The sequence below is a fragment of the Paraburkholderia sp. RCC_158 genome (assembly GCF_041355255.1).
Classification (GTDB): domain Bacteria; phylum Pseudomonadota; class Gammaproteobacteria; order Burkholderiales; family Burkholderiaceae; genus Paraburkholderia; species Paraburkholderia graminis.
In genome coordinates, this window is sequence record NZ_JBFUPM010000010.1 from 120,367 (window position 1) to 142,860 (window position 22,494).

Genomic DNA, 22,494 nt, shown 5'->3' on the forward strand with positions numbered 1-22,494 from the left:
GACAGAGATAAGCGCGCGGGCAAACCCTCAACTCATCCAGTTACCGCCGTCCACATTAAGCGTTTGCGCGGTGATGTAGTCCGCGTCCGCGGAGGCGAGGAACAGCGCGGCGCCCGTCAGATCTTCCGGCACGCCCATGCGCCCGAGCGGCACCGCTTCGCCGACGAGGCGCTTCTTCTCGCCGAGCGGCCGGTTTTCATAGCGGGCGAAGAGCGCGTCGACTTCGTTCCACATCGGCGTATCGACGACGCCTGGCGCGATGCCGTTCACGTTGATCTTGTGCGGCGCAAGCGCCAGCGCCGCGGATTGCGTATAGCTGAGCACCGCGGCCTTCGTCGCGCAGTAATGCGACACGAGCGCTTCGCCGCGCCGCCCCGCTTGCGACGACATATTGATGATCTTGCCGCCGCGGCCTTGCTCGACCATCCGCCGCGCGACGGCTTGCATGAGGAAAAACATGCCCTTCACATTGACCGCGAAGAGGCGGTCGAACACGTCCCAGGATTCGTCGAGGATCGGGCGCATATCGAAGAGCGCCGCGTTGTTGAAGAGAATGTCGATGTGGCCGAAACGCTCGACCGTGCTCGAGACGATGCGCTCGATGTCGTCGCGGCGCGTGACGTCCGCGGTGACGGTCAGCACGCGCTCGCCATGCGAGGCGCGCAGCGCCTGGCCGAAACTGTCCGCCGGCTTGACGTCGACGAGCACGCATTGCGCGCCTTCATCCAGGTAGCGCCGCGCGACGGCTTCACCGATTCCGCTTGCCGCGCCCGTCAGAATGGCCACCTTGTCTCGCAGTCGTGCCGCCACGCTTTGTCTCCGGTTCGTTTCGCTTTTCGACGCACAATGAGCGAACGCTCATTACGTGATCAATTGCTCTGTTTGTGATCGAATGATCGGATACGCACCGGGTCATGTCAAGGCGCTCTATCAGATTTCGATGGTGCAGCGCGCAACGAGTGTGTCGGCTGCTTGCCAGCTTCTGTCGAGTCCGGGATGACACGAAAACGAGATACGTTATATCATTTCGGCCTCGTCGGACGGCCCATGCTTACGGCTACATGACATCGGCTGAACCATCGCCGTCATGTCCGCGATCCACTCAACCTCTTGCAGCAGGACACACCATGAAGAAGCTCGTCACGATGTCGCTCGCGAAGTATGTCGCCGCAGTCACAGCCGCGTTCGCGTTAAGCCATGCAGCGTTCGCGGCGGATGCGAAAATTCCGGTGGTCGCCGCGGAAAACTTCTACGGCGACGTGGTGCAGCAACTGGGCGGCGACCGTGTCGACGTGACGAGCATTCTCAGCAATCCGGACGAGGACCCGCATCTGTTCGAAGCGAGCGCGAAGACGGCGCGCGCTTTGCAGCATGCGCGCCTTGTCGTGTACAACGGCGCCGACTACGATCCGTGGATGGCAAAATTGCTGGCAGCCTCGAAGAGCGCGCAGAGCGGCAAGCGCACGACCATCGTCGCCGCGCAACTGACCGGCAGGAAAAGCGGCGACAATCCGCACCTCTGGTACGACCTTGCGACCATGCCGAAGGTGGCGCGCGCGGTCAACGAGGCGCTCGTCGCGGCTGACCCGGCGCACAAGTCGGCGTACGATGCGAACCTCGCGAAGTTTCTCGACTCGTTGAAACCCGTCGAGGCCAAGGTCGCCGAACTGCATGGCCGTTATGCGGGCACGCCGGTCACGGCAACGGAGCCGGTGTTCGGCTATATGTCGGACGCCATCGGGCTCGCCATGCGCAACATGCGCTTCCAGATGGCGGCCATGAACGAGACGGAGGCGAGCGCGTCGGACATCGTCGCGTTCGAACGCGATCTGCGCGAGAAGCGTGTGCGTGTTCTGATCTATAACAGCCAGGCAACCGAGGCCCTGACCAAACGCATGTTGAAACTCGCGCAGCAATCCACGGTGCCGACGGTGAGCGTCACCGAAACGCAACCCGCGGGCACCACCTATCAGACGTGGATGCTGTCGCAGCTCGACGCACTCGGCGCAGCTTTGGCAAAAGGCGGCGCGGACAATGCGGGCAATGTGCCTGGCGGCGTCAAAGGAAAAAGCCAATGAATGTCACTGGCCGCGGCACGCCAGCCTATCCGTCAACCACGGCGTCAACGGCGGCGTCCACCGACACGCCCGCGGCAAGCCGCGCACCCGTGCTCGAACTCGATCACGTCACGCTCGAACTCGGCGGCCGCACGATCCTGCGCGATACGGGCTTCGTCGTGAATCAGGGCGAATTCATCGGCGTGCTCGGGCCGAACGGTGCGGGCAAGACCACGCTGATGCGCGCGGTGCTCGGCCTCGTGCCGGCGGCAAGCGGAACGATCCGTGTGCTGGGGCATCCGGTGGAACGCGGCAACGCATCGATCGGTTATATGCCGCAAACGCGCAGCGCGCTCGCCGGACGGCGCGTGCGCGGCCGCGATTTCGTCGCGATGGCCGCCGACGGTCACCGCTGGGGCCTACCTCACGCCGACGCGAAAACGCGCGCGGATGTCGAGCGCGTGCTTGAACTCGTGGACGGCCGCAAGCTCGCCGAGCGGCCGCTGTCCGAGCTCTCGGGCGGCGAGCGTCAGCGCCTTCTGCTCGCGCAATGTCTGCTCGGCTCGCCGAAACTGCTGCTGCTCGATGAACCGCTGATCAGCCTCGATCCACATCATCAGAAAAGCGTTGTCGAACTGGTGCGCCGCGTGCAGCGCGAACTCGGCATTGCCGTGCTGTTCTCCGCGCACGAACTGAATCCGCTGCTGAACTCGCTCGATCGCGTGCTGTATCTCGGCAGCGGCGTGGCGGCGCTCGGCACCGTCGACGAAGTCATCACGCGGCCCGTGCTGTCGCGCCTCTATGGCTCGCCGATCGACGTGATGCGCGTGAACGGCCGCATCTTCGTGATGTCGGGCGGCGTCGAAGTGGAAAAGCACGATCACGAACACGAGCACGACGAGAACGGCGGACACACGCATTCGCACAGCCATTCTCACAATGCGCACGGCCACTCACACGAGCAGCATCAGCACGACTCACGCGACGGGCACAAACACGATGTTTGAATACGACTTCATGGTGAACGCGTTTGCCGCGTCGGGGATCGTCGCGGTGCTCGCCGGCGTGGTCGGCTATTTTCTCGTGATGCGCGGACAGACCTTCGCGGGCCACGCGCTCTCGCATGTCGGCTTCACCGGCGCGACCGGCGCGGTGCTGATCGGCATCTCGCCGATCTGGGGCATGGTCGGCTTCACGCTGGCGGCGGGCATCGGCATGGGCGCGCTCGGCGAACGCCTCGCCGGACGCGACGTGGCCATCGGCGTGATTCTGTCGTTGTCGCTCGGCTTCGGCCTGCTGTTTCTGCACTTCTTCACGGCCTATGCAACGCAGGTCACCGCGCTGCTGTTCGGCAACGTGCTCGGCGTGAACGAATCGACGCTCGCTGTGCTCGCGGGCCTGGGCGTGGTCAGCCTGGTCGCGCTCGCGGCCATCATGCGGCCGTTGCTGTTCGCTTCGTTGCAACCCGAACTGGCCGAAGCCAAGGGCGTGTCGTTGCGCCTCGTGTCCGTGCTGTTTCTCGCGATTGCCGCGCTCGCGGTGGCGGCGTGCACGCAGATTGTCGGCGTATTGCTGGTCTTTACGCTGATGGTCGGGCCCGCCGCCGCCGCGCAAAACATGACGACGCGGCTCTCGGCCGGTCTCGTGCTGGCCGCCGGCCTCGCGCTGCTGCAAGCCTGGCTCGGCGTGACGCTCGCGTTCTATACCGACTGGCCGACGAGCTTCTGGATCACCGCGCTCTCCGCCGTCGTGTATGGCGCGAGTCTGCTGAAGCGCCGCTGAAACCGCTTTAACGCAAAGCACGCGATGGCGGCCCGCAACGGCGCCGCCATCTGCCTGCACGACTAAAGTCAGCCGAGCAGCACCTTCGCGTGATGCGCGATGTGATCCTCGATGAACGTCGAGATGAAGTAATAGCCGTGGTCATAGCCCGCATGACGGCGCAACGTCAGCGGCTGGCCCGCGTCACGACAGGCTGCCTCGAACACGTCCGGGTACAACTGCTCGGCGAGGAACTGATCGGCGAGTCCCTGATCGACCAGAATGCCCTCTGCAAACTTGCTCGACGCGCGCGCCACAAGTTCGCTCGCGTCGTACTCCTTCCACGCCTCGCGGTCGTCGCCGAGATAGCCGGTGAACGCTTTTTCGCCCCACGGGCAGCGCGTGGGCGCGGCAATCGGCGCGAACGCCGACACCGAGCGATAGATGTCCGGATTGCGCAGCGCCAGCATCAGCGCGCCGTGGCCGCCCATTGAATGACCGAAGATGCCGAGCCGCGAAGCGTCGACGGGCAGTTCGTTCAACACCGTCTCGCGAAGCTCGTCGCGCACATACGAGTACATCCGATAGTGCCGCGCCCAAGGCTCCTGCGTCGCGTCGATGTAAAAGCCCGCGCCGACGCCGAAGTCCCACGCCGCGCTCTCGCCCGGAATGCCCGCGCCGCGCGGACTCGTGTCCGGCGCGACGAGCGCCACGCCGTGTTGCGCAGCGAAGCGCTGTGCGCCCGCCTTGATCGCGAAGGTCTCTTCGGTGCAAGTGAGGCCCGCGAGATAAAAGAGCGCGGGCACCCTCGCGTTTGCATTTGCCTGCGACGCTTGCAACGCCTGCGGCGGCAAGTACACCGAAAAGCGCATCGGCAGGCCGATGGTATGCGACTCGTGGCGGTAAAAACGCTGCTCGCCGCCATGACAGGCGTGCGACGACAATAGCTCAAGCATCGTCTTGCTCCTTGTTCAAGCGCTCTGAATGAGCCGCGTTAGTACAGCACGACCGAGCGGATCGACTCGCCCTTCTTCATCAGATCGAAGCCTTCGTTGATGCGCTCGAGCGGCAGACGGTGCGTGATCAGATCGTCGATATTGATCTTGCCTTCCATGTACCAGTCGACGATCTTCGGCACGTCCGTGCGACCGCGCGCGCCGCCGAATGCGGAGCCTTTCCACTCGCGGCCCGTCACGAGCTGGAACGGACGCGTGCTGATCTCCTCGCCCGCCGCCGCCACGCCGATGATGAACGACTGACCCCAGCCCTTATGCGTGCATTCGAGCGCCTGACGCATCAGCTTCACATTGCCGACGCACTCGAATGAATAGTCCGCGCCGCCATCGGTGAGCTGCACGATGTGATCGACCACGTTCTCGACATCGTTCGGGTTGATGAAGTGCGTCATGCCGAACTTCTTCGCCAGTTCGACGCGGCCCGGATTGATGTCCACGCCGATGATCTTGTCCGCGCCGACCATCTTCGCGCCCTGAATCACATTGAGACCGATGCCGCCCAGGCCGAACACGACGACGTTCGCGCCCGCTTCCACCTTCGCCGAATACACGACTGCGCCGACGCCGGTCGTCACGCCGCAGCCGATGTAGCAGATCTTGTCGAACGGCGCGTCTTCACGCACCTTCGCCACCGCGATTTCCGGCACGACGATGTAGTTCGAAAACGTAGACGTGCCCATGTAGTGAAACAGAGGCTTGCCGTCGAGCGAAAAGCGTGAGGTCGCATCGGGCATCAAACCCTTGCCTTGCGTCGCGCGGATCGCCTGACAAAGATTCGTCTTGCGCGACAGACAGAACTTGCACTGACGGCATTCCGGCGTGTAGAGCGGGATCACGTGATCGCCCTTCTTCAGCGTGCCGACGCCCGGACCCGTATCGACGATCACGCCCGCGCCTTCGTGGCCGAGAATCGCCGGGAAGATGCCTTCGGGGTCCGCGCCGGAGAGCGTGTAGTAGTCGGTATGGCAGATGCCGGTCGCTTTCACTTCGATCAGGACTTCGCCGGCGCGCGGGCCTTCGAGATCGACTTCCTCGATCGTCAACGGTGCGCCGGCTTTCCATGCGATTGCTGCTTTGGTCTTCATCGTGAATGCTCCTGTGAGTCGGTGAATGCGTTGAATGTCGCGCCGTCTAGTGTGGCAGTGCGTTGGCAGTGCATTTGCAGTGCATTTGCAGTGCGCTTGCAGTGCGTTAGGGCGCGCGAATGTCCGGGAAGGCTACGGTCGATGCCGTGCTGCGCGAGCTACAGGCTAACGCATGAAAAGCGTCATGGTATTGAAAAGTGCGTCACGGCATTGTCAGCACGTGACATCGCCGCTTTGTCCTTCGGGCGTCGGTGCGTCGAACCATGTTTCGACGCGTCCATACAGATCGAGAAAACGCGCATAGCGATCGGCGAGCGCGCGATCGCCTCGCGGGCTCGCCACGTGCGTCGCGCCCGGCGCGAGCGCGGCGAGATCGTGCGCATGCCAGTAACCGCTCGCGATGCCGCCGAGAATCGCCGCGCCGCGCGGCGCCGCATTCGGGCAATCGACCGCATGCAGTTCGGCGTTCAGCGCATCGGCGAGCAACTGCCGCCAGCGTGCATCGACGGAACCGCCTCCTGCGAGCTTCAGTGCCGTCACCGTTGCGCCGCTCGCGCGAATCGCGTCGAGCCCTGCTCGCAGCGAAAAGGCGACGCCTTCGAATGCCGCCCGCATCATCGCGCCGCGCGTGTGATCGAGCGCAAGTCCGAGCCAGCCGCCGCGCGCCGATGCGTTGAGCCAGGGCGTGCGCTCACCTGTGAGGTAGGGGAGGAAGGTGAGCGGTGCACCAGGCGCGACGTTGTTCGCGTGCGCGTTGCCCTCAGGGCTCAGGCTGACACAATCGCCAAACGCCTCGTTATAAGCATCGGCCCATTCATACGACAGCCATCCGCGCGCGCGTTCCAGCGCGATGCCGACGTTTTGCATCGCGGCCATCCGATACCAGTGATCGCTCGCCGCCCGATAACGATGCAAGCCTCTGACCGCGGCAGGCTCATGCTCGGCGAGCACGACGATCTGGCCGCCAGTGCCGGTGGTCAGCAGCGCGTCGCCGTCGCGAGCAAGGCCGCTGCCGAGCGCGGCGCAGGGCGTGTCCGCGGCGCCTGTCGCGAGCACGATACCCGCGCGCAGTCCCAACGCCTGCGCAGCACCCGGCGACAGCACGCCGGCAGCAGCATACGACGGCTCCACAGGCGCGAACCATTCATGCGGAATATCGAGGCGCTCAAGCAGCGCTGTGTCCCACGCGCCGTCAGGATCGGCGAGCGCGGTCGCGCACGCGTCGGAAGGATCGGTCGCGACCGCGCCGCCCAGCGCCACGCGCAGCCAGTCTTTCGGCTGCAGCGCCCAACGCGTGCGGCGCGCCGACTCCGGCTCGTGCCGCACGATCCAGCGCAGCAACGGACCGGCCATGCCCGGCGCGACCGGATTCGGCTGCGGCTCGGGCCACGCGTCGAGCAGGGAAAGCGCGCGCGTGTCGGGCCACAGCATCGCGGGCCGCACGGCATTGCCTGCTTCGTCGATCAACACGACGCCGTGCATCTGCCCCGACAAGCCGATCGCCTTGACCTCGCGGCGCAGCGCTTCGGGCAAGCGCGCCGCGGCTTCGGTGAGCGCGCGCCACCACGTTTGCACCGACGTTTCCGCCCAGCCGGCATGCGGCGTCTCGAGCGCATAAGCGACGCTTGCGACCGCCTGCTCATGACCGTCGTCATCGACGATTGCGACTTTGAGGGAACCGGTGCCGAGGTCGATGCCGAGAAAACTCATGAGGGGTCAATGTGGTCGGTTGAGGCGCGAAGAAGCGCGCGCCGGAGATGCGGCAAGTCGCCTGGTATTGCCCGCCGCACGCGCGCTTTGCGTGGCCACCTGGCCGCGTGGCCGCGAGCTGAAAAGTCGGCAAATCGCGGGTTAACCCCGCCCCGCGGCGAGCCGCGCCAAAATACGACTATGCGCGCGGCCGGATACACGTCATCGATTCTCACATATATCGCCGTGGCTCGGGCACGCGGCGCGAGCGCGCACGCAGCGCCGCCACAAGGGGCTGGCCGCCGATGAAACCGCTCTTCGGCGCGATTTGAAGCCTCGCAGCGGAGATACCCATATCGTGACCGGGAATGCCGGAATAGGCGCCAGCGGTCTTGTTGCGCTTTTTCGTCCCCGATACCTTGGAGTCCATCCCAAAACTCAGACGGTGGAGAGAGACGTTATGCAATCGAACACGGTTCACCCGTGCGACGAGCGGCTGCCCGCAGGCCAGTTGCTCACCCTCGGCATCCAGCACGTCCTGGTGATGTACGCCGGCGCCGTCGCCGTGCCGCTGATCGTCGGCGCGGCGCTCAAGCTGCCGAAAGACCAGATCGCGTTCCTGATCAGCGCCGATCTGTTCTCCTGCGGCATCGCCACGCTGATCCAGACGCTCGGCTTGTGGATCTTCGGCATCCGCCTGCCGGTCATCATGGGCTGCACGTTCGCCGCGGTCGGCCCGATGGTCGCGATCGGCACGAACCCCTCGCTCGGCATTCTCGACATCTTCGGCTCGACGATCGCCGCTGGCGTGATCGGCATTCTGCTCGCGCCGGCCGTCGGCAAGCTGCTGCGCTTCTTCCCGCCGGTCGTGATCGGCGTGGTGATTTCGGTGATCGGCCTCTCGCTGATGGGCGTCGGCATCAACTGGGCAGCGGGCGGCGTCGGCAATCCCGACTACGGCAATCCGGTGTACCTCGGCCTGTCGCTGATCGTGCTGATGCTGATCCTGCTCATCAACAAGTTTGCGAAGGGTTTTGTCGCCAACATCTCGGTGCTGCTCGGCATCGTCGCGGGCTTTGCGATCGCGCTCGCGCTCGGCCGCGTCGATATGGACGGCGTCACGCATGCGCCGTGGGTCGGCTTCGTGATGCCGTTCCACTTCGGCCTGCCGCACTTCGATCCGCTTTCGATTGCGACGATGGTGACCGTGATGTTCGTCACGTTCATCGAATCGACGGGCATGTTCCTCGCGGTCGGCGATATGGTCGATCGGCCGGTCGATCAGAAAACGCTGGTGCGCGGCCTGCGCGTGGATGGACTCGGCACGCTGATCGGCGGCATCTTCAACTCGTTTCCGCATACGTCGTTCTCGCAGAACGTCGGCTTGATCGGCGTGACGGGCGTGAAGAGCCGCTTCGTCTGCGCGATGGGCGGCGTGATTCTCGTCATGCTGGGCCTCTTTCCGAAGATGGCGCAAGTGGTCGCCTCCGTGCCGGCTTTCGTGTTGGGCGGCGCGGGCATCGTGATGTTCGGCATGGTCGCGGCCAACGGCATCAAGGTGCTGTCGAAGGTGGACTTCGTGAAGAATCACCACAACCTGTTCATCGTCGCGGTGAGTGTCGGCCTCGGGCTCGTGCCGGTGGTGTCGCCGCACTTCTTCGCGAGGCTGCCGGCTGCGCTGTCGCCGCTTCTGCACAGCGGGATTCTGCTGGCTTCGGTGTCCGCGGTCGTGCTGAATCTGATTTTTAACGGCGTAAAAAGCGAGAAGAAGGCGCAGTGCGAAATCCGCGCGGCCGGCCATGATTTCGACGGACGCGGCGGCAAAGAACCGCCGCGCGATGAAATGCTGCGGGCCGCGGATTTGCATTGAGGCTCGTGGCTCTGCTGAGGCTTATGGCTTCGAGGCTTATGGCTTCGCGGCTTATGGCGGCGAAGCGCTGAGCGCCGCTCAGTCGCGAAGCCACGCTAGCTAGGCGAGCCGCTGTCTGTCAGAGAGCCGCCACAAAAAACAACGCCACGGCATGCCGTGGCGTTGTGCTTTTCAAGCGTCGATTACCGCAACGCTCAGCCCGCGGTAGCAGCCGAAGCCGCCGCCGGCGCGCTGGCCGCGCCGTAGTCGACGGGGGCATCGGGCGGACGCGGCTGATCGCCGTTATGCTCGATCCACCCGCCGCCAAGCGCCTGGTACAGCGTGACCAGGTTCTGCAGGCGCTGCATGCGCGCGGTGATTAACGACTGCTGCGCCGAATACAGATCGGTCTGCGCGGTCAGCACCGACAGATAACTATCGACCCCGTTCGTATAACGCAGAGTCGACAGATCCAGCCGGCGCTGTTCTGCAAACGCATTGCGCTCGAGCGACCGGATCTGCTGATCGTACGTGCCCCGCGCGGCGAGCCCGTCCGCCACTTCGCGGAAGGCCGTCTGGATCGCTTTTTCGTACGTGGCGATTTGCGCGTTCTTCTGGATGTTGGCGAGGTCGAGGTTGGCCTTGTTCTGGCCGCCTTCGAAAATCGGCAACGTGATGGACGGCGCAAAACTCCACGCGGCCGAACCCGGCTTGAACAATCCGCCGAGCGTCGGGCTCAGCGTGCCGAAGCTGCCCGTGAGCGAGACCCTCGGGAAGAACGCCGCCCGTGCCGCGCCGATATTCGCGTTGGCCGCGAGCAGATTCTCCTCGGCCTCCATGATGTCCGGACGACGCGTCAGCAGATCGGACGGCAAGCCCGCCGGAATGTCCGTCAGCAGATTCTGGTCGCTGAGCGTGAGGCCCGGCGGCAGATCAGCCGGCAGCGGCTCGCCGAGCAGCAGCACGAGCGCATTCTCGGCCTGTGCGCGCAAGCGCTCCTGCGCCTGCAGGTTCGCGCCCGCTTGCTCGACCACGGTCTGCGCCTGACGCAGATCGAGTTCGGAGCCCGTGCCGTTGTCGAACTGCAGCTTCGTGATCCGGTACGACTCCTCGGCGGTCTTCAGCGTGCCTTGCGTGACTTTCAGCAGATCGTCGAGTTCGAGCACCGTCAGATACTGATTCGCGACCTGCGAAACCAGCGCGATTTCAGCCGCTTTGCGCGCCTGCGCGGTGGCCAGGTACTGCGCCAACGCCTGATCCTTCAGGCTCTGAATGCGGCCGAAGAAGTCGATTTCCCACGAAGCGTTCAGACCGACCGAATACGAGTTGCTAATCGTCCTGCCGGCCACCGACAGATTCTCCGGCGTGCGCGATTTGCTTTGCGAAGCCGCGGCGTCGAGCGTCGGGAACAGACCCGCGCGAACGATGCGGAACTGCGCCTGCGACGCCTGCATGTTCAGCACCGACACGCGCAAATCGCGGTTGTTCTTCAGCGCGATGTCGATCAGCCGCTGCATGCGCGGATCGACGAAGAAATCGCGCCAGCCGATGTCCGCCGCGGCCACGCCGTTCGCGCTGCGCGCGCCCGACTGGCCCGGTTGAGTCGCGCCCGGCTGCGTTTCGTACACGCCGCCGGTCGGGAAGTTGCTCGTCACCGGCGCGGCGGGCCGCTCGTACTTCGGCGCCATCGTGCAACCGGCGGCGAACAGCGCGACCGCTACTGCAATCAAAGAGTGTTTTTGCATCTCAATGTCCGTCCTTGCCCGAGGCATTGCTGTCCGGATCATGCGGATGGTGCTGGTTGTAGTGTGCAAGCGCCACATCCGGGTCTTCCGTCTCGCCGCCGAACTTCGCGCGAATCACGACGAAGAACATCGGGATCATGAAAATCGCGAGGAAGGTCGCCGTCAACATGCCGCCGATCACGCCCGTACCGATTGCGTGCTGGCTCGCCGAGCCGGCGCCGTTGCTGATCGCGAGCGGCATCACGCCGAGAATGAACGCGAGCGAGGTCATCAGAATCGGGCGCAGCCGCAGACGCGCCGCTTCCAGCGCGGCCTCGATCGGGCCCATGCCTTCGCTCTGCTGCAACTCGCGCGCGAATTCCACGATCAGAATCGCGTTCTTCGCCGACAGCCCCACCGTGGTCAGCAGACCGACCTGGAAGAACACGTCGTTTTCGAGCCCGCGCAGCGTCGCGGCCAGCAGTGCGCCGATCACGCCGAGCGGCACCACCATGATCACCGAGAACGGGATCGACCAGCTTTCATACAGCGCCGCGAGACACAGGAACACGACCAGGATCGAGATGCCGTAGAGGATCGGCGCCTGCGAACCGGACTGACGCTCCTGCAGCGACAGACCCGTCCACTCGTAGCCGATACCCGCGGGCAGCTTCGCCACGAGCGCTTCCATCGCGGTCATTGCCTGACCGGTCGACTTGCCCGCCGCCGCCGCGCCCTGGATTTCCACCGCGGAAATACCGTTGTAGCGCTCGAGCTTCGGCGAACCGTAAGTCCACTCCCCGCTTGCGAACGACGAGAACGGCACCATGCCGCCGCCCGTGTTGCGCACGTACCAGGCGTTCAGGTCTTCGGGCTTCATGCGGAACTGGGCATCGCCCTGCATGTAGACCTTCTTGATCCGGCCGTCGGTATCGAGGAAGTTGTTGACGTACTGCGACGCCCACGCGATCGAGAACGTCTGGTCGATCGCCGACAACGACACGCCGAGCGCCGCCGCCTTTTCGTGGTCGATATTCACCTTGAACTGCGGCGTATCGTTCAACCCGTTCGGACGAACCTGAGCCAACGTCGGATCTTGCGCGGCCATGCCGAGCAGCATGTTGCGCGCTTCCATCAGCTTGGCGTGACCGACACCCGCGCGGTCCTGCAGCTCGAAGTCAAAGCCCGCGGCCGTGCCGAGTTCCGGAATCGACGGCGGATTCACCGGGTACACCAGCGCGCCCTTATAGCTGCCGAAGTGCATGAAAAGACGGCCCACCAGCGCCTGCACCTTTTCGTCCGCATGCTGACGCTGCGCGTAGTCCTTCATCCGCACGAACACGAGACCCGCGTTCTGACCGCGGCCCGCAAAGCTGAAGCCGTTCACCGTGAAGGTCGATTCGACAATCGCCTTCTCGCCGTTGAGCAGGTAGTCCGACACGTCCTTCAACGCGCGCGCCGTGGTTTCCTGCGTCGAGCCGGACGGCGTTTGCACGAGCACGAACATCGTGCCCTGGTCTTCATCGGGCAGGAACGACTTCGGCAATTTCACGAACAGCAGGCCAACCGCGAAAATCACCACCATATAGATGATGAGCCAGCGGCCCGAGCGCTTGATCACGTGGTGCACGCCCGAGTGATACTTGTCGCGGCTCTTGTTGAAAGTGCGGTTGAACCAGCCGAAGAAGCCCTTCTTCTCTTCGTGATGACCTTGCGGAATCGGCTTGAGAATCGTCGCGCACAAGGCCGGCGTGAGAATCAGCGCGACCAGCACGGACAGCACCATCGCCGCCACGATCGTCAGCGAGAACTGCCGGTAAATCGCGCCGACCGAGCCGCCCGAGAACGCCACCGGCACGAACACGGCCGACAGCACGAGCGCCACGCCGACGAGCGCGCCGGTAATCTGGTCCATCGCCTTGCGGGTGGCGTCGCGAGGCGATAAGCCCTCTTCCGCCATCACCCGCTCGACGTTTTCCACCACCACGATCGCGTCGTCCACCAGGAGGCCAATGGCCAGCACGAGACCGAACATCGACAGCGTATTGATGGAGAAGCCCACCACGCTCATGACCGCGAACGTGCCCAGCAGCACCACCGGCACGGCGATCGTCGGGATCAGCGTGGCGCGCAGGTTCTGCAGGAACAGGTACATGACCAGGAACACCAGCACGATACCTTCGAGCAGCGTCTTGACCACTTCCTCGATCGACAGACGCACGAACGGTGTGGTGTCGTACGGGTACTTCACGACGAGACCGTGCGGGAAGTACTTCGACAACTCGTCGACCTTCGCGCGCACCGCCTTCGCGGTAGCCAGCGCATTCGCGCCCGTGGCGAGCTGAATACCGAAGCCCGCGGTCGGCTGACCGTTGTACTTCGTGTCGAAGTTGTAGTTCTCGCCGCCCAGCTCAACACGCCCCACGTCCTTGATGCGGACTTGCGAGCCGTCCGGATTCACCTTCAGCAGAATGTTGCTGAACTGTTCCGGCGTATTAAGCAGCGTGGCTTCCGTGATGGTCGCCTGCAACACCTGCCCCGGCACCGACGGCGTGCCGCCGAGCGAGCCGCCCGCGACCTGAACGTTCTGCGCCTGCAACGCGCTCTGCACATCCACCGGCGTGAGGCCGAAGTTGGTGAGCTTGTTCGCGTCGAGCCAGATGCGCATCGCGTACTGCGAGCCGAACAGCGTGACCGTGCCCACGCCGTCGATACGGCTGACCGGGTCCTGCACGTTCGACGCCACGTAGTTCGCGAGGTCGTACTTGTTCATGCTGCCGTCTTCGGACACGAACGCCATGACCAGCAAGAAGCTGCTGCTCGACTTCGTGACCTTCGTACCCAGTTGCTGCACGGCTTGCGGCAACAGCGGCGTGGCGAGCTGCAGCTTGTTCTGCACCTGCACCTGCGCGATGTCAGGATTGGTGCCGGCCGCGAACGTCAGCGTGATGGTTGCCGTACCCGAGTCGTCCGAAGTGGACGACAGATACAGCAAGTGGTCGAGACCACTCATCGACTGCTCGATCACCTGCGTGACGGTGTTTTCGACCGTCTTCGCCGACGCGCCCGGATAGGTTGCGCTGATCTGCACAGCCGGCGGTGCGATGGTCGGGTATTGCGCGATCGGCAATGTAAACACCGACGCAATGCCCGCGAGCATCAGGATGATGGCGATCACCCATGCAAAAATCGGGCGATCAATAAAGAACTTTGCCATGTGGCGGGCTCCCTGTTATTACGCGCCCGATGCTGCGGAAGCGGGTTGAGCCGTCTGCGCAGCGCCGCTGGCGGCCGGCGCGCCCTGGGCGGCTGCGCCCGAGGCTGGCGAGGCGGGAAGTTGTGCGGCAACGGCTTTGACCTGCATGCCGGGCTTCGCCTTGTCGGTGCCCTGCACGATCACGCGGTCGCCCGGCTTCAGGCCGTTCTCGACCACCCAGTTCGAACCGTACGTACCCGACGTGACGAGCTGGCGCAGCGCGACCTTGTTGTCTTCGCCGACGACGAGCGCGGTCGGCTGACCCTTCTGGTCATGCGTGATACCGACTTGCGGCACGACGAGCGCGTTCTCGTTCACGCCTTCCTCGATCTTCGCGCGCACGAACATACCCGGCAGCAGCACCTTGTCCTTGTTCTGGAAGATCGCGCGGACGGTGACGGAACCGGTGCTCTGGTCGACCGTGACGTCGGTGAACTGCAGCTTGCCCTTTTCCGAATAGGTGCGGCCGTCTTCGAGAATCAGCGACACCTTCGCTGCGTCAGGTCCGTTCGTCTTGAGACGCCCTTCCTGAATTTCGCGGCGCAGCTTCAGGCCGTCGAGGCTCGATTGCGTCAGGTCGACGTAGACCGGGTCGAGCTGCTGGACGGTGGCGAGCAACGTCGCGGCGCTCGCCTGCACATACGCGCCCGGCGTGACTTGCGATACACCGACCTGGCCCGTCACCGGCGAGGTGACGTCCGTATAGCCGAGGTTGATCTGCGCCGTCTCGACCGCGGCCTTGCCGGCGGCGACGTCGGCCGCGGCCTGGCCTTGCGCGGCCACCGCGTTGTCGTAGTCCTGCTTGCTGACCGCGTTGGCGGCGACCAGCACCTTGAAGCGGCTGGCCTGCGCCGTGGTCGACGCAAGGTTGGCCTGCGCCTTTGCGAGCGAGGCCTTCGCGTTATTCAGCGCGGCGATATAAGGCGCCGGATCGATCTTGTACAGACGTTGACCCGCCTTGACCTGACCGCCTTCCGTGAACTCGCGGCGCAGCACGATGCCGTCGACCCGCGCGCGCACTTGCGCGACGAGGAAGGCGCTGGTGCGGCCGGGCAATTCGGTGACGACAGGTACGGTAGTCGGCTGGACGGTGACGACGCCAACTTCGGGCGTCTGTTGCGGCGGGGCAGATTGTTTTGGTCCGCATGCTGCCAGCAATATGGCAGCCGTCGCGGCACTGATTAAGCGGAATGGAACCCGTTCGACGCGCATGGAGCGACCTCTGTCTATGACTGAGAATGAAAAAGTGCGCGCATCCCTACCCCGGGGACAGCAGCGCACACATGCGTCTTGCGACGCTCGACCGGAAGCCCGTGAAGACGTACCGAAGTTACGAGGCACCTGGGCGATATGCGCCAAACCGGGAAATGCCGCACGGCGCCGCCCGTTCGGGCGCGACGCAAAGAGCGTTTTGAAAGGCAACAGTGACGGATATTAACTGGTCGTCACGGCTTGGGCTATCCGATCGTGGGGTGCTATTATATATACATTCAAGAATGAATGTAAAAGTGCGTTGCTTCTCGTGCAGGGCGGGGACCGGCAAGAATGCTTCGGCAAACACTCAAGAGCAGACGGATTGTCACCGGGCGTACTTAAAAAAGCTCGGGAAAACCCCACAATCAGGGCAGGTCATATAACCATGGTGCGACGAACCAAGGAAGAAGCGCTGGAGACGCGCAATAGCATTCTCGACGCGGCAGAAAGAGTGTTTTTCGAAAAAGGCGTATCGCGCACGTCGCTCGCGGACATCGCGCAAGCGGCCGGCGTCACGCGCGGCGCCATCTATTGGCATTTCTCGCACAAGAGCGACCTGTTCACGGAGATGTTCGACCGGGTGCTGCTGCCGCTCGACGAACTCAAGGCCGCGTCGCTGGACCCCAACGAGCCCGATCCGCTCGGCCGTCTGATGGAAATCTGTATTGTGTGCGTGCGCGACACGGCGAACGATCCGCGCCGCCGCCGCGTGTTCGACATCCTGTTTCTGAAGTGCGAGCTGGTCGAGGAAATGGGACCGGTGATGGTCCGCTATCAGACCAACATGCGCGAGGCGCTGGTCAAGATCGAAGGCGGCTTGCGCAATGCGATCTCGAAGGGGCAATTGCCCGCGGACCTCGACACGAAGCTGGCCGCGGCGATGGTGCATGCGTTTGTCGGCGGATCGTTGCGCGACATGCTGTTCCTGCCCGATGCGACCGATTTCGCCGCGCTCGGCGAACGCATGGTCGAAGGCATCTTCGATGCGCTGCGCATGAGCCCGGCGCTGCGCAAGTTGGCGTAAGGCTGTCGGCGGCTCGGGCTCGTCGCGGCTTTTCAGCCGCGTCCGTGGCTCTGCGTGTCAGCGGTTTCTGCTGCGCGCTTTCTGATTCGACGCATAGATATTGCCGCGTTCGAGCGGCACGCCGCTTTTCACCGCGGCAAGCCATTCGTCCGTGCTCGCGACCGCCGCGAAGCGCGACTGCAGCACCACGCAAAATACCCGGTGGATGTCCTCTGCGCTCGCAAAGCCCGCGCTGTTTTCGTACGGGACCGAGCCCGTCGCGTCATGCAGAAACTCGACCGTGAGCCCGGCGTGGACCGCGTGGTTGATCGTCGACGCATCGCAGTTGTGCGTCATGTAGCCGGCGACCGTCAGCGTGTCGATCTGACGCGCGGTCAGCCACTCGGCGAGATCCGTGCCGGTGAAGGCGCTCGGCAGCGACTTTTCCACGTAGTGATCGTGCTCGCGCGACGCGACGACCGGGTGCAGTTCCGCGCCGTCGCTGCCGCGCGCGAAGATCGGCGAGCCGCCCGGCGCGAAATTCTGCACGACGACGACCGGCACGCCGGCCGCGCGCGCCGCATCCATCGCGCGGCCGATGTTGGCGAGCGAGCTTTGCACCTCCGGATATTCGATCGGCAGATCGCCGCTCACGTATTCGTTCTGCACGTCGATGACGATGAGCGCGCGGCGCGGGCTGGTCATGGCAAGACTCCTGTGGGTGTTGATCGAGGTCGCGCGCCGCCGTTGCTGCGAGCGCGGAAGACCGGGCTGCAAGCCGCAACGGCAGCGGCGATGACGCATTGTTCCTCCGCCGCGCCTTCGACAACAGCGGCCCGTTTGACAATCTTCGCTAGAATCGGGCCATTGGTTTTCCCATCGACGCTGTCATTCCACCAGGTGCCCGACTCATGGCTGCATCCGCCGCATCGGCTGCGCTGGCCGCTTCGTCCGATCCACAGCACGCGCACATCGTCGCGGTGATCGCCTTCGACCGCATCAGTCCATTTCACCTCTCGGTGCCGTGCGTGGTTTTTGGCGAGGACCGCAGCGGCGCCGTGCCGCATTTCGATTTTCGCGTGTGCGCGGCCGAAACCGGCCCGCTGACGACGACCGCGGGTTTCTCGATCGCCGTCACGCATGGCCTCGAAGCGCTCGCCGAAGCCCACACGATCATCGTGCCGAGCTGGCGCGATCCCGACGAGCCGCCGCCCGCGGCCTTGCTCGACGCGCTGCGCGCGGCCCACGCGCGCGGTGCGCAGCTCGTCGGACTATGCCTCGGCGCGTTCGTGCTGGCCGCGGCCGGCATTCTCGACGAGCGCCCGGCGTCGACGCACTGGGCGTGGGCCGACGACTTCGCGCGCCGCTACCCGCGCGTGAGGCTCGACCGCGACGTGCTGTATGTCGACGACGGCAACGTGCTGACATCGGCGGGCACGGCGGCGGGGCTCGATTGCTGCCTGCATGTGCTGCGCAAGATGTGCGGCGCGGAAGTGGCGAACTTCGTCGCGCGCCGGCTGGTGGTGTCGCCGCATCGGCAAGGCGGGCAGGCGCAATACATTCAGCAGCCAGTGCCGCCGAACATCCGCGAAGACCGGCTGTCGGGCCTGCTCGACTGGGTGCGCGGCAATCTCGACGCGGCGCATACGCTCGACAGCCTCGCGGCGCGCACGCTGATGAGCCGCCGCACTTTCACGCGGCGCTTCAGGCTCGCCACGGGCACGACTGTCGGCGCATGGCTGCTCGCGCAGCGGCTCGGGCGCGCGCAGCAGTTGCTCGAGAGCACGGATGAGTCGGTGGAGGCGATCGCGGGCATGGCCGGGTTTGGGTCGGCGGCATCGTTGCGCCAGCATTTCGCGGACGCGTTTCGCACGTCGCCGTCGGCGTGGCGAAGGGAGTTTCGCGGTGCGTGACGCTGTGTAGCCGATGTGAGTGGCGCGATAGGCGAAGCTCGCGCGGCCCGGCGCGCGGGCGGGCGATGAAGCTCGCGACGCATCAGGCGCTCAGCGAGAAAGCAACCCCCGTCCGGCAACGAGCGCGCGACAAGACGAAGCGCGGCCCGGAACGACGTCCTTTCGTAGGCGCGCACCGCGATTTCGTAGGCGCGTCGGCGCGACAGTCACCGTCATGGGTTGCGCGTGGCGCATCACGCGTCATGCGTCAACACGCCACGGCCTAAGCGGCCCTCACCGCTCACTAATCCACCGCGCGACATACAACAACAACGCGACCAGAAAAATCATCGCCGCCCATGCCCAGTTCGGCACGGCATGCGGCGTCGGTTCGTGATGCGAGACGCTGTGCGATACGCTCGCCGCCCGTCCGCCGAGCGCGCCGCCATCCTCGCCGCGAGTGCGCCGCGCGATGCCGCCCAACGTGATCGGCCGCAAAAACACATGCTGGCGACGCGCCGCCGAACCGCGCGCGCGATTCGGACCCTGGCCGTGCTTCGCGCACACGACCGCGCTGAATTCGGCGAAGAAATCGTCGGCGAGTTGACGCAGCGCATTTTCGAGTTGGCGTGTGGGCAGTTGCGCGAGCGGTCCCGACGACGTCGCCCAGATCGTGTAGTCGATCCGCGTGCCGCGCTCGCGACCGCCCGCCGCGCCCTCTTCCGCGCGCAGCCGCACTTCGATCTGTCCGCGCAGCGACCCGACACCGTCGGCGCGCGCCTTGAAGTTGATGGTGCGGCGTTCCGCATCGGCGGGGCCCGAATCCTGGCCGGCGACGTGCGCGCGAACTTCGTAACGCGCGCGCAGCGGCCCGAGCGGAACCGTCATGGTCAGCGCGTATTCGCCGTGCGCAAAGCGCGTGAACGACTCGCAGTTATCGAGGCTGGCGCGCAGGAGCGCGAGGTCTTGCAACGCGTCCCAGACATCGGACGGCGCAAGTGGAATCCGCAACGCGTCGTTCAGTTCCATGCCAGCCTCCCGACGAACGCGCGACAGCCGATCAGGACGTCTGATCGATGCGGTCGACGCGCGATGAGTAAAACGCGAGATAGCCCTTGATTCGGCCCGCCTGCTCGAACGGCGTCTCGTAACTCCATACGGCGTTTTCGATCAGGCCGTCTTCGGTGCGCAGATGAAAGTACGACGCGTCGCCCTTGAACGGGCAGTGCGTGGTGTGCGTCGAGCGCTCGAGCCGCGCCATGTTCACGTCTTCGCGCGGAAAGTAGAACACGTCGGGCAGGCCGGTTTCGCTGAGTGTCAGCGCGGCGTGCGTGTCGGCCATCGTCACGCCGCCGTGGATCACGCGGACGCGGTGATCGTTGCCGGTGATCGCGATGGCATGTCCGCCGGCGGACTTGTCCCGGCTTCCGTGGGGTGTCAAGGCATCGCTCATGTCTCGGCTCCGTGAAAGTGTGCGGTCGTGCAAACAGCAAAGCCACGGGACAGGCCCGTGGCTTCATTATCTGTCAAAGTTCTCACGATTGCGCGGCGTCCATGCGGATACCCCGTCAGCCTCGGGTTTACTGGGTGTTCCAGTAGAACGCCGCTTTCGCCGTGCCCTTCGCCGGAACAGTCAGGGCCTTCGACTGGTCGCGGTCCTTGTAGGCCGCATGCACCGTGTAGCGGCCCGGCCGCAGCTTCACGAGCATGTACGGACCGCGCGACGTCGTGCTCAACACCTCGCCGTTATGCGCGTCGACGATCCGCACATGGACGTCGGCGAGAAAGTCCGAGCCCGGCCCCGTGAAGCGCAGCGACAGCGGCCACTGGCTTTGCGCCTGCTGCAGCGCCTTCGACTCGTCGAGACCGACGCCGCCCGAGACGAACGAAACGTCGCCTTGCTGCTGGATTTGCGGCAGACCTCCGCCGTTGACGTTGCCTGCGCTCGTCTGGTCGGTGGTGGTGCCACCGGTTACGTCGCTCGCCTGCTGCGCGTACGCGCCGCCCACCAGACCGAGAGTGAGCGCCACGCTGGCCGCGGCGGCTACGATCTTTCGCTGAGTGCGTTGGTTTTTCATCGGTTTGCTCCTTATTGACATCTTCGTCCGGCGCCCGTCGATGGGGCCGGATTCAGGATGGATGCAACCTGCGTGCCACACGGCCGCTCGCCAGGCCGGCAAACCGCCGCCGTGCACGCCCCCTGCCGCAAAGCGCCTGCCTCGCGGCTTCAGCCCTGAAAACAAAAATGCCGGTCTGTGTGCAGTAACTGCAAACAGACCGGCAAGCCTTACTTCATGCGATACGCCGGAACGGAACTCGCCCTGCGCCGTCGATCAGCCGAGGTCCACCGGCACGAAAATCTGCGCGTTGTCGCGCTGGATCAGCAGCGCGATGCTATTGCCTGCGCCCGCAACCATCTGCTTCAATTGATCGACGCTCGCGACGGGCCGGCCGTTGACCGCGAGAATCACGTCGCCCGGCTGGATGCCCGCGCTTTCCGCCGCGCCGCCCGACTGCTGCACCAGGAGCCCGTGCGAGATCGCAGCGCTGCTCTTTTCTTCCGGCGTCAGCGGACGCACGGCGACGCCCAGACGCCCTTGCAGTTGCGTCGGCTGGTCGGCCTTGTCGGAGCCGACCTTGCTGTCGGACAACGAGCCGATCGTCACCTTCAGATCCTTCGTGCCCTTGTCGCGCCACACTTGAACCGCGGCCGTGCTGCCAGGCGCGAGACCGGCGATCTGCGAGGGCAGCGCCGACGAATCCGTCACTTGCTCGCCGTTTACCGAGAGAATCACGTCGCCCGGCTGCAAGCCGGCCTTCGCGGCGGGGCCGCCCGGATCGACGGAGCTGACGAGCGCGCCTTGCGGCTTCTGCATGCCGAACGAGTTCGCCAGCGTCTGGTTCATGCCCTGCACCGCGACGCCGAGGCGTCCGCGGCTCACGTGACCGGTCTTGACGATGTCGTCCTTGACCTTGATCGCCTCGTTGATCGGGATTGCGAACGAAAGTCCCTGGAAGCCGCCCGTCTGCGAGTAGATCATCGAATTGATGCCGATCACTTCGCCCTGCAGATTAAAGAGCGGTCCGCCCGAATTGCCCGGATTCACCGGCACGTCGGTCTGGATAAACGGCGTGTAGTTTTCGTTCGGCAGCGAACGCGACTTCGCGCTGATGATGCCCGAGGTCACCGTATTGTCGAAACCATACGGCGAGCCGATGGCGACGACCCACTGCCCGACCTTGCTCTGACGCGGATCGCCGATCTTGACCGTGGGCAGATTGCCCGCATCGATCTTCAGCACGGCCACGTCGGACTGCTTGTCGGCGCCGACCACCTTGGCCTTGAATTCGCGCTTGTCGGTGAGCTTCACGGTGACGACATTGGCGCCGTCCACCACATGCGCGTTGGTCAGAATATAACCGTCGCTGCTGACGATGAAGCCCGAGCCGAGGCTCGCGCTCGGCTGGTCGGGCACATCGCCGCCGTCGCCGCCTTGCATGCCCGGCATGCCGCCGAAAAAGTGCTTGTAGAACTGATAAAACGGATCGCTCGGATCGATCGGCAACTGGTTGCCGCCATTGCCACCGTTGCCGCGCAGCGCAGCGCGCTTCACGACATGCTTCGCGCTGATGTTGACGACGGCCGGCCCGTAGGTTTCGACGAGACCGGAGAAATCGGGAATGCCGGTTTTCGCAGCGGCTTCGGCGGGCATCATCGCGGCTTGCGCCGGCGTGATGACCTGCGGCGCCGGCACGTCGCGATGGCCCGCCACATAGCCGGCGGAAAGCGCTACGGCGACAGCAGCCGCGACGGCGCTGCGGGACAAGGTTTTCGCGTTCATTGTGTGCTCCTGACTGGAGAAAGAAACTCGGATGTCAGGAAGCGTAAGCGTTATCGCTTAAAGGAG

The 22,494-nt window shown here is 64.7% G+C and carries 18 protein-coding genes; 6 read left to right on the top strand and 12 right to left on the bottom strand.

Features of this window, described 5'->3' with window-relative positions; translation table 11 throughout:
• Positions 1-27 precede the first annotated feature (27 nt).
• A complete protein-coding gene (locus AB6809_RS20500; RefSeq protein ID WP_029968146.1) occupies positions 28-810 on the bottom strand; it encodes an L-iditol 2-dehydrogenase in 783 nt (260 codons plus the stop codon).
• A 317-nt stretch (positions 811-1,127) separates the two neighbouring features.
• Between AB6809_RS20500 and AB6809_RS20505 the strand changes: the two genes are divergently transcribed.
• Genes AB6809_RS20505 through AB6809_RS20515 form a run of 3 tightly spaced genes read left to right on the top strand, consistent with a single transcriptional unit; the run spans position 1,128 to position 3,839 of the window.
• Complete coding sequence (locus AB6809_RS20505; RefSeq protein WP_107708632.1) at positions 1,128-2,078, top strand: metal ABC transporter solute-binding protein; 951 nt, start codon at positions 1,128-1,130, stop codon at positions 2,076-2,078.
• Positions 2,075-3,064 carry an ABC transporter ATP-binding protein gene (locus AB6809_RS20510; RefSeq protein ID WP_029968151.1) on the top strand — a complete coding sequence of 330 codons (990 nt, stop codon included), beginning with the start codon at positions 2,075-2,077 and terminating at the stop codon, positions 3,062-3,064. The genes AB6809_RS20505 and AB6809_RS20510 overlap by 4 nt, the downstream gene beginning before the upstream one ends.
• Complete coding sequence (locus AB6809_RS20515; RefSeq protein WP_006050002.1) at positions 3,057-3,839, top strand: metal ABC transporter permease; 783 nt, start codon at positions 3,057-3,059, stop codon at positions 3,837-3,839. The genes AB6809_RS20510 and AB6809_RS20515 overlap by 8 nt, the downstream gene beginning before the upstream one ends.
• Before the next feature lie 68 nt (positions 3,840-3,907).
• On the opposite strand, the gene fghA is transcribed toward AB6809_RS20515, so the two are convergent.
• The 3 genes from fghA to AB6809_RS20530 all read right to left on the bottom strand — a co-directional run bounded on the left by fghA (position 3,908) and on the right by AB6809_RS20530 (position 7,629).
• Complete coding sequence (fghA, locus tag AB6809_RS20520; RefSeq protein WP_029968153.1) at positions 3,908-4,774, bottom strand: S-formylglutathione hydrolase; 867 nt, start codon at positions 4,772-4,774, stop codon at positions 3,908-3,910.
• 38 nt (positions 4,775-4,812) lie between these two features.
• Positions 4,813-5,919, bottom strand: coding sequence for an S-(hydroxymethyl)glutathione dehydrogenase/class III alcohol dehydrogenase (locus AB6809_RS20525; RefSeq protein WP_006050000.1), 1,107 nt, complete (start codon positions 5,917-5,919; stop codon positions 4,813-4,815).
• Positions 5,920-6,132: 213 nt separating this feature from the next.
• Positions 6,133-7,629 carry a xylulokinase gene (locus AB6809_RS20530; RefSeq protein WP_371027062.1) on the bottom strand — a complete coding sequence of 499 codons (1,497 nt, stop codon included), beginning with the start codon at positions 7,627-7,629 and terminating at the stop codon, positions 6,133-6,135.
• A 439-nt stretch (positions 7,630-8,068) separates the two neighbouring features.
• Between AB6809_RS20530 and AB6809_RS20535 the strand changes: the two genes are divergently transcribed.
• A complete protein-coding gene (locus tag AB6809_RS20535; RefSeq protein ID WP_029968159.1) occupies positions 8,069-9,478 on the top strand; it encodes a nucleobase:cation symporter-2 family protein in 1,410 nt (469 codons plus the stop codon).
• Between the two features lie 194 nt (positions 9,479-9,672).
• Here AB6809_RS20535 and AB6809_RS20540 read toward each other — a convergent pair whose 3' ends face one another.
• Genes AB6809_RS20540 through AB6809_RS20550 form a run of 3 tightly spaced genes read right to left on the bottom strand, consistent with a single transcriptional unit; the run spans position 9,673 to position 15,649 of the window.
• Positions 9,673-11,202, bottom strand: a complete 1,530-nt coding sequence (locus tag AB6809_RS20540; RefSeq protein WP_006049995.1) for an efflux transporter outer membrane subunit — start codon at positions 11,200-11,202, stop codon at positions 9,673-9,675.
• Position 11,203: 1 nt separating this feature from the next.
• Entirely contained in the window at positions 11,204-14,398 is a 3,195-nt protein-coding gene (locus AB6809_RS20545) for an efflux RND transporter permease subunit (RefSeq protein ID WP_006049994.1), read from the bottom strand.
• Positions 14,399-14,416: 18 nt separating this feature from the next.
• Positions 14,417-15,649 carry an efflux RND transporter periplasmic adaptor subunit gene (locus AB6809_RS20550; RefSeq protein WP_006049993.1) on the bottom strand — a complete coding sequence of 411 codons (1,233 nt, stop codon included), beginning with the start codon at positions 15,647-15,649 and terminating at the stop codon, positions 14,417-14,419.
• Positions 15,650-16,076: 427 nt separating this feature from the next.
• On the opposite strand from AB6809_RS20550, the gene AB6809_RS20555 reads away from it, so the two are divergent.
• Positions 16,077-16,715 carry a TetR family transcriptional regulator gene (locus tag AB6809_RS20555; RefSeq protein ID WP_006049992.1) on the top strand — a complete coding sequence of 213 codons (639 nt, stop codon included), beginning with the start codon at positions 16,077-16,079 and terminating at the stop codon, positions 16,713-16,715.
• 57 nt (positions 16,716-16,772) lie between these two features.
• Here the strand turns inward: AB6809_RS20555 and AB6809_RS20560 are convergent, their stop codons facing one another.
• Entirely contained in the window at positions 16,773-17,399 is a 627-nt protein-coding gene (locus AB6809_RS20560) for a cysteine hydrolase family protein (RefSeq protein ID WP_029968161.1), read from the bottom strand.
• Between the two features lie 206 nt (positions 17,400-17,605).
• Between AB6809_RS20560 and AB6809_RS20565 the strand changes: the two genes are divergently transcribed.
• The gene (locus AB6809_RS20565; RefSeq protein WP_029968163.1) at positions 17,606-18,607 is read left to right on the top strand and encodes a helix-turn-helix domain-containing protein; all 1,002 of its coding nucleotides are present in this window, start codon (positions 17,606-17,608) and stop codon (positions 18,605-18,607) included.
• A 273-nt stretch (positions 18,608-18,880) separates the two neighbouring features.
• Here AB6809_RS20565 and AB6809_RS20570 read toward each other — a convergent pair whose 3' ends face one another.
• The 4 genes from AB6809_RS20570 to AB6809_RS20585 all read right to left on the bottom strand — a co-directional run bounded on the left by AB6809_RS20570 (position 18,881) and on the right by AB6809_RS20585 (position 22,428).
• Positions 18,881-19,615: a CoxG family protein gene (locus AB6809_RS20570; protein WP_006049989.1), complete on the bottom strand. Its 735-nt coding sequence runs from the start codon at positions 19,613-19,615 to the stop codon at positions 18,881-18,883.
• A 31-nt stretch (positions 19,616-19,646) separates the two neighbouring features.
• Positions 19,647-20,039: a DUF427 domain-containing protein gene (locus tag AB6809_RS20575; RefSeq protein ID WP_006049988.1), complete on the bottom strand. Its 393-nt coding sequence runs from the start codon at positions 20,037-20,039 to the stop codon at positions 19,647-19,649.
• Between the two features lie 127 nt (positions 20,040-20,166).
• A complete protein-coding gene (locus tag AB6809_RS20580; protein ID WP_006049987.1) occupies positions 20,167-20,664 on the bottom strand; it encodes a hypothetical protein in 498 nt (165 codons plus the stop codon).
• A 255-nt stretch (positions 20,665-20,919) separates the two neighbouring features.
• On the bottom strand, positions 20,920-22,428 hold the full coding sequence (locus AB6809_RS20585; RefSeq protein WP_029968166.1) for a DegQ family serine endoprotease: 1,509 nt from the start codon (positions 22,426-22,428) through the stop codon (positions 20,920-20,922).
• Between the last annotated feature and the right edge of the window lie 66 nt (positions 22,429-22,494).

Bases quoted from the DNA above. Each gene is read 5' to 3' on its own strand.
- AB6809_RS20515 (WP_006050002.1), top strand. From the start codon at position 3,057: ATGTTTGAATACGACTTCATGGTGAACGCGTTTGCCGCGTCGGGGATC.
- AB6809_RS20510 (WP_029968151.1), top strand. From the start codon at position 2,075: ATGAATGTCACTGGCCGCGGCACGCCAGCCTATCCGTCAACCACGGCG.
- AB6809_RS20545 (WP_006049994.1), bottom strand. From the start codon at position 14,398: ATGGCAAAGTTCTTTATTGATCGCCCGATTTTTGCATGGGTGATCGCC.
- AB6809_RS20575 (WP_006049988.1), bottom strand. From the start codon at position 20,039: ATGAGCGATGCCTTGACACCCCACGGAAGCCGGGACAAGTCCGCCGGC.
- AB6809_RS20565 (WP_029968163.1), top strand. From the start codon at position 17,606: ATGGCTGCATCCGCCGCATCGGCTGCGCTGGCCGCTTCGTCCGATCCA.
- AB6809_RS20525 (WP_006050000.1), bottom strand. From the start codon at position 5,919: ATGAAGACCAAAGCAGCAATCGCATGGAAAGCCGGCGCACCGTTGACG.
- fghA (WP_029968153.1), bottom strand. From the start codon at position 4,774: ATGCTTGAGCTATTGTCGTCGCACGCCTGTCATGGCGGCGAGCAGCGT.
- AB6809_RS20555 (WP_006049992.1), top strand. From the start codon at position 16,077: ATGGTGCGACGAACCAAGGAAGAAGCGCTGGAGACGCGCAATAGCATT.
- AB6809_RS20550 (WP_006049993.1), bottom strand. From the start codon at position 15,649: ATGCGCGTCGAACGGGTTCCATTCCGCTTAATCAGTGCCGCGACGGCT.
- AB6809_RS20535 (WP_029968159.1), top strand. From the start codon at position 8,069: ATGCAATCGAACACGGTTCACCCGTGCGACGAGCGGCTGCCCGCAGGC.
- AB6809_RS20560 (WP_029968161.1), bottom strand. From the start codon at position 17,399: ATGACCAGCCCGCGCCGCGCGCTCATCGTCATCGACGTGCAGAACGAA.
- AB6809_RS20530 (WP_371027062.1), bottom strand. From the start codon at position 7,629: ATGAGTTTTCTCGGCATCGACCTCGGCACCGGTTCCCTCAAAGTCGCA.
- AB6809_RS20580 (WP_006049987.1), bottom strand. From the start codon at position 20,664: ATGAAAAACCAACGCACTCAGCGAAAGATCGTAGCCGCCGCGGCCAGC.
- AB6809_RS20570 (WP_006049989.1), bottom strand. From the start codon at position 19,615: ATGGAACTGAACGACGCGTTGCGGATTCCACTTGCGCCGTCCGATGTC.
- AB6809_RS20505 (WP_107708632.1), top strand. From the start codon at position 1,128: ATGAAGAAGCTCGTCACGATGTCGCTCGCGAAGTATGTCGCCGCAGTC.
- AB6809_RS20540 (WP_006049995.1), bottom strand. From the start codon at position 11,202: ATGCAAAAACACTCTTTGATTGCAGTAGCGGTCGCGCTGTTCGCCGCC.
- AB6809_RS20585 (WP_029968166.1), bottom strand. From the start codon at position 22,428: ATGAACGCGAAAACCTTGTCCCGCAGCGCCGTCGCGGCTGCTGTCGCC.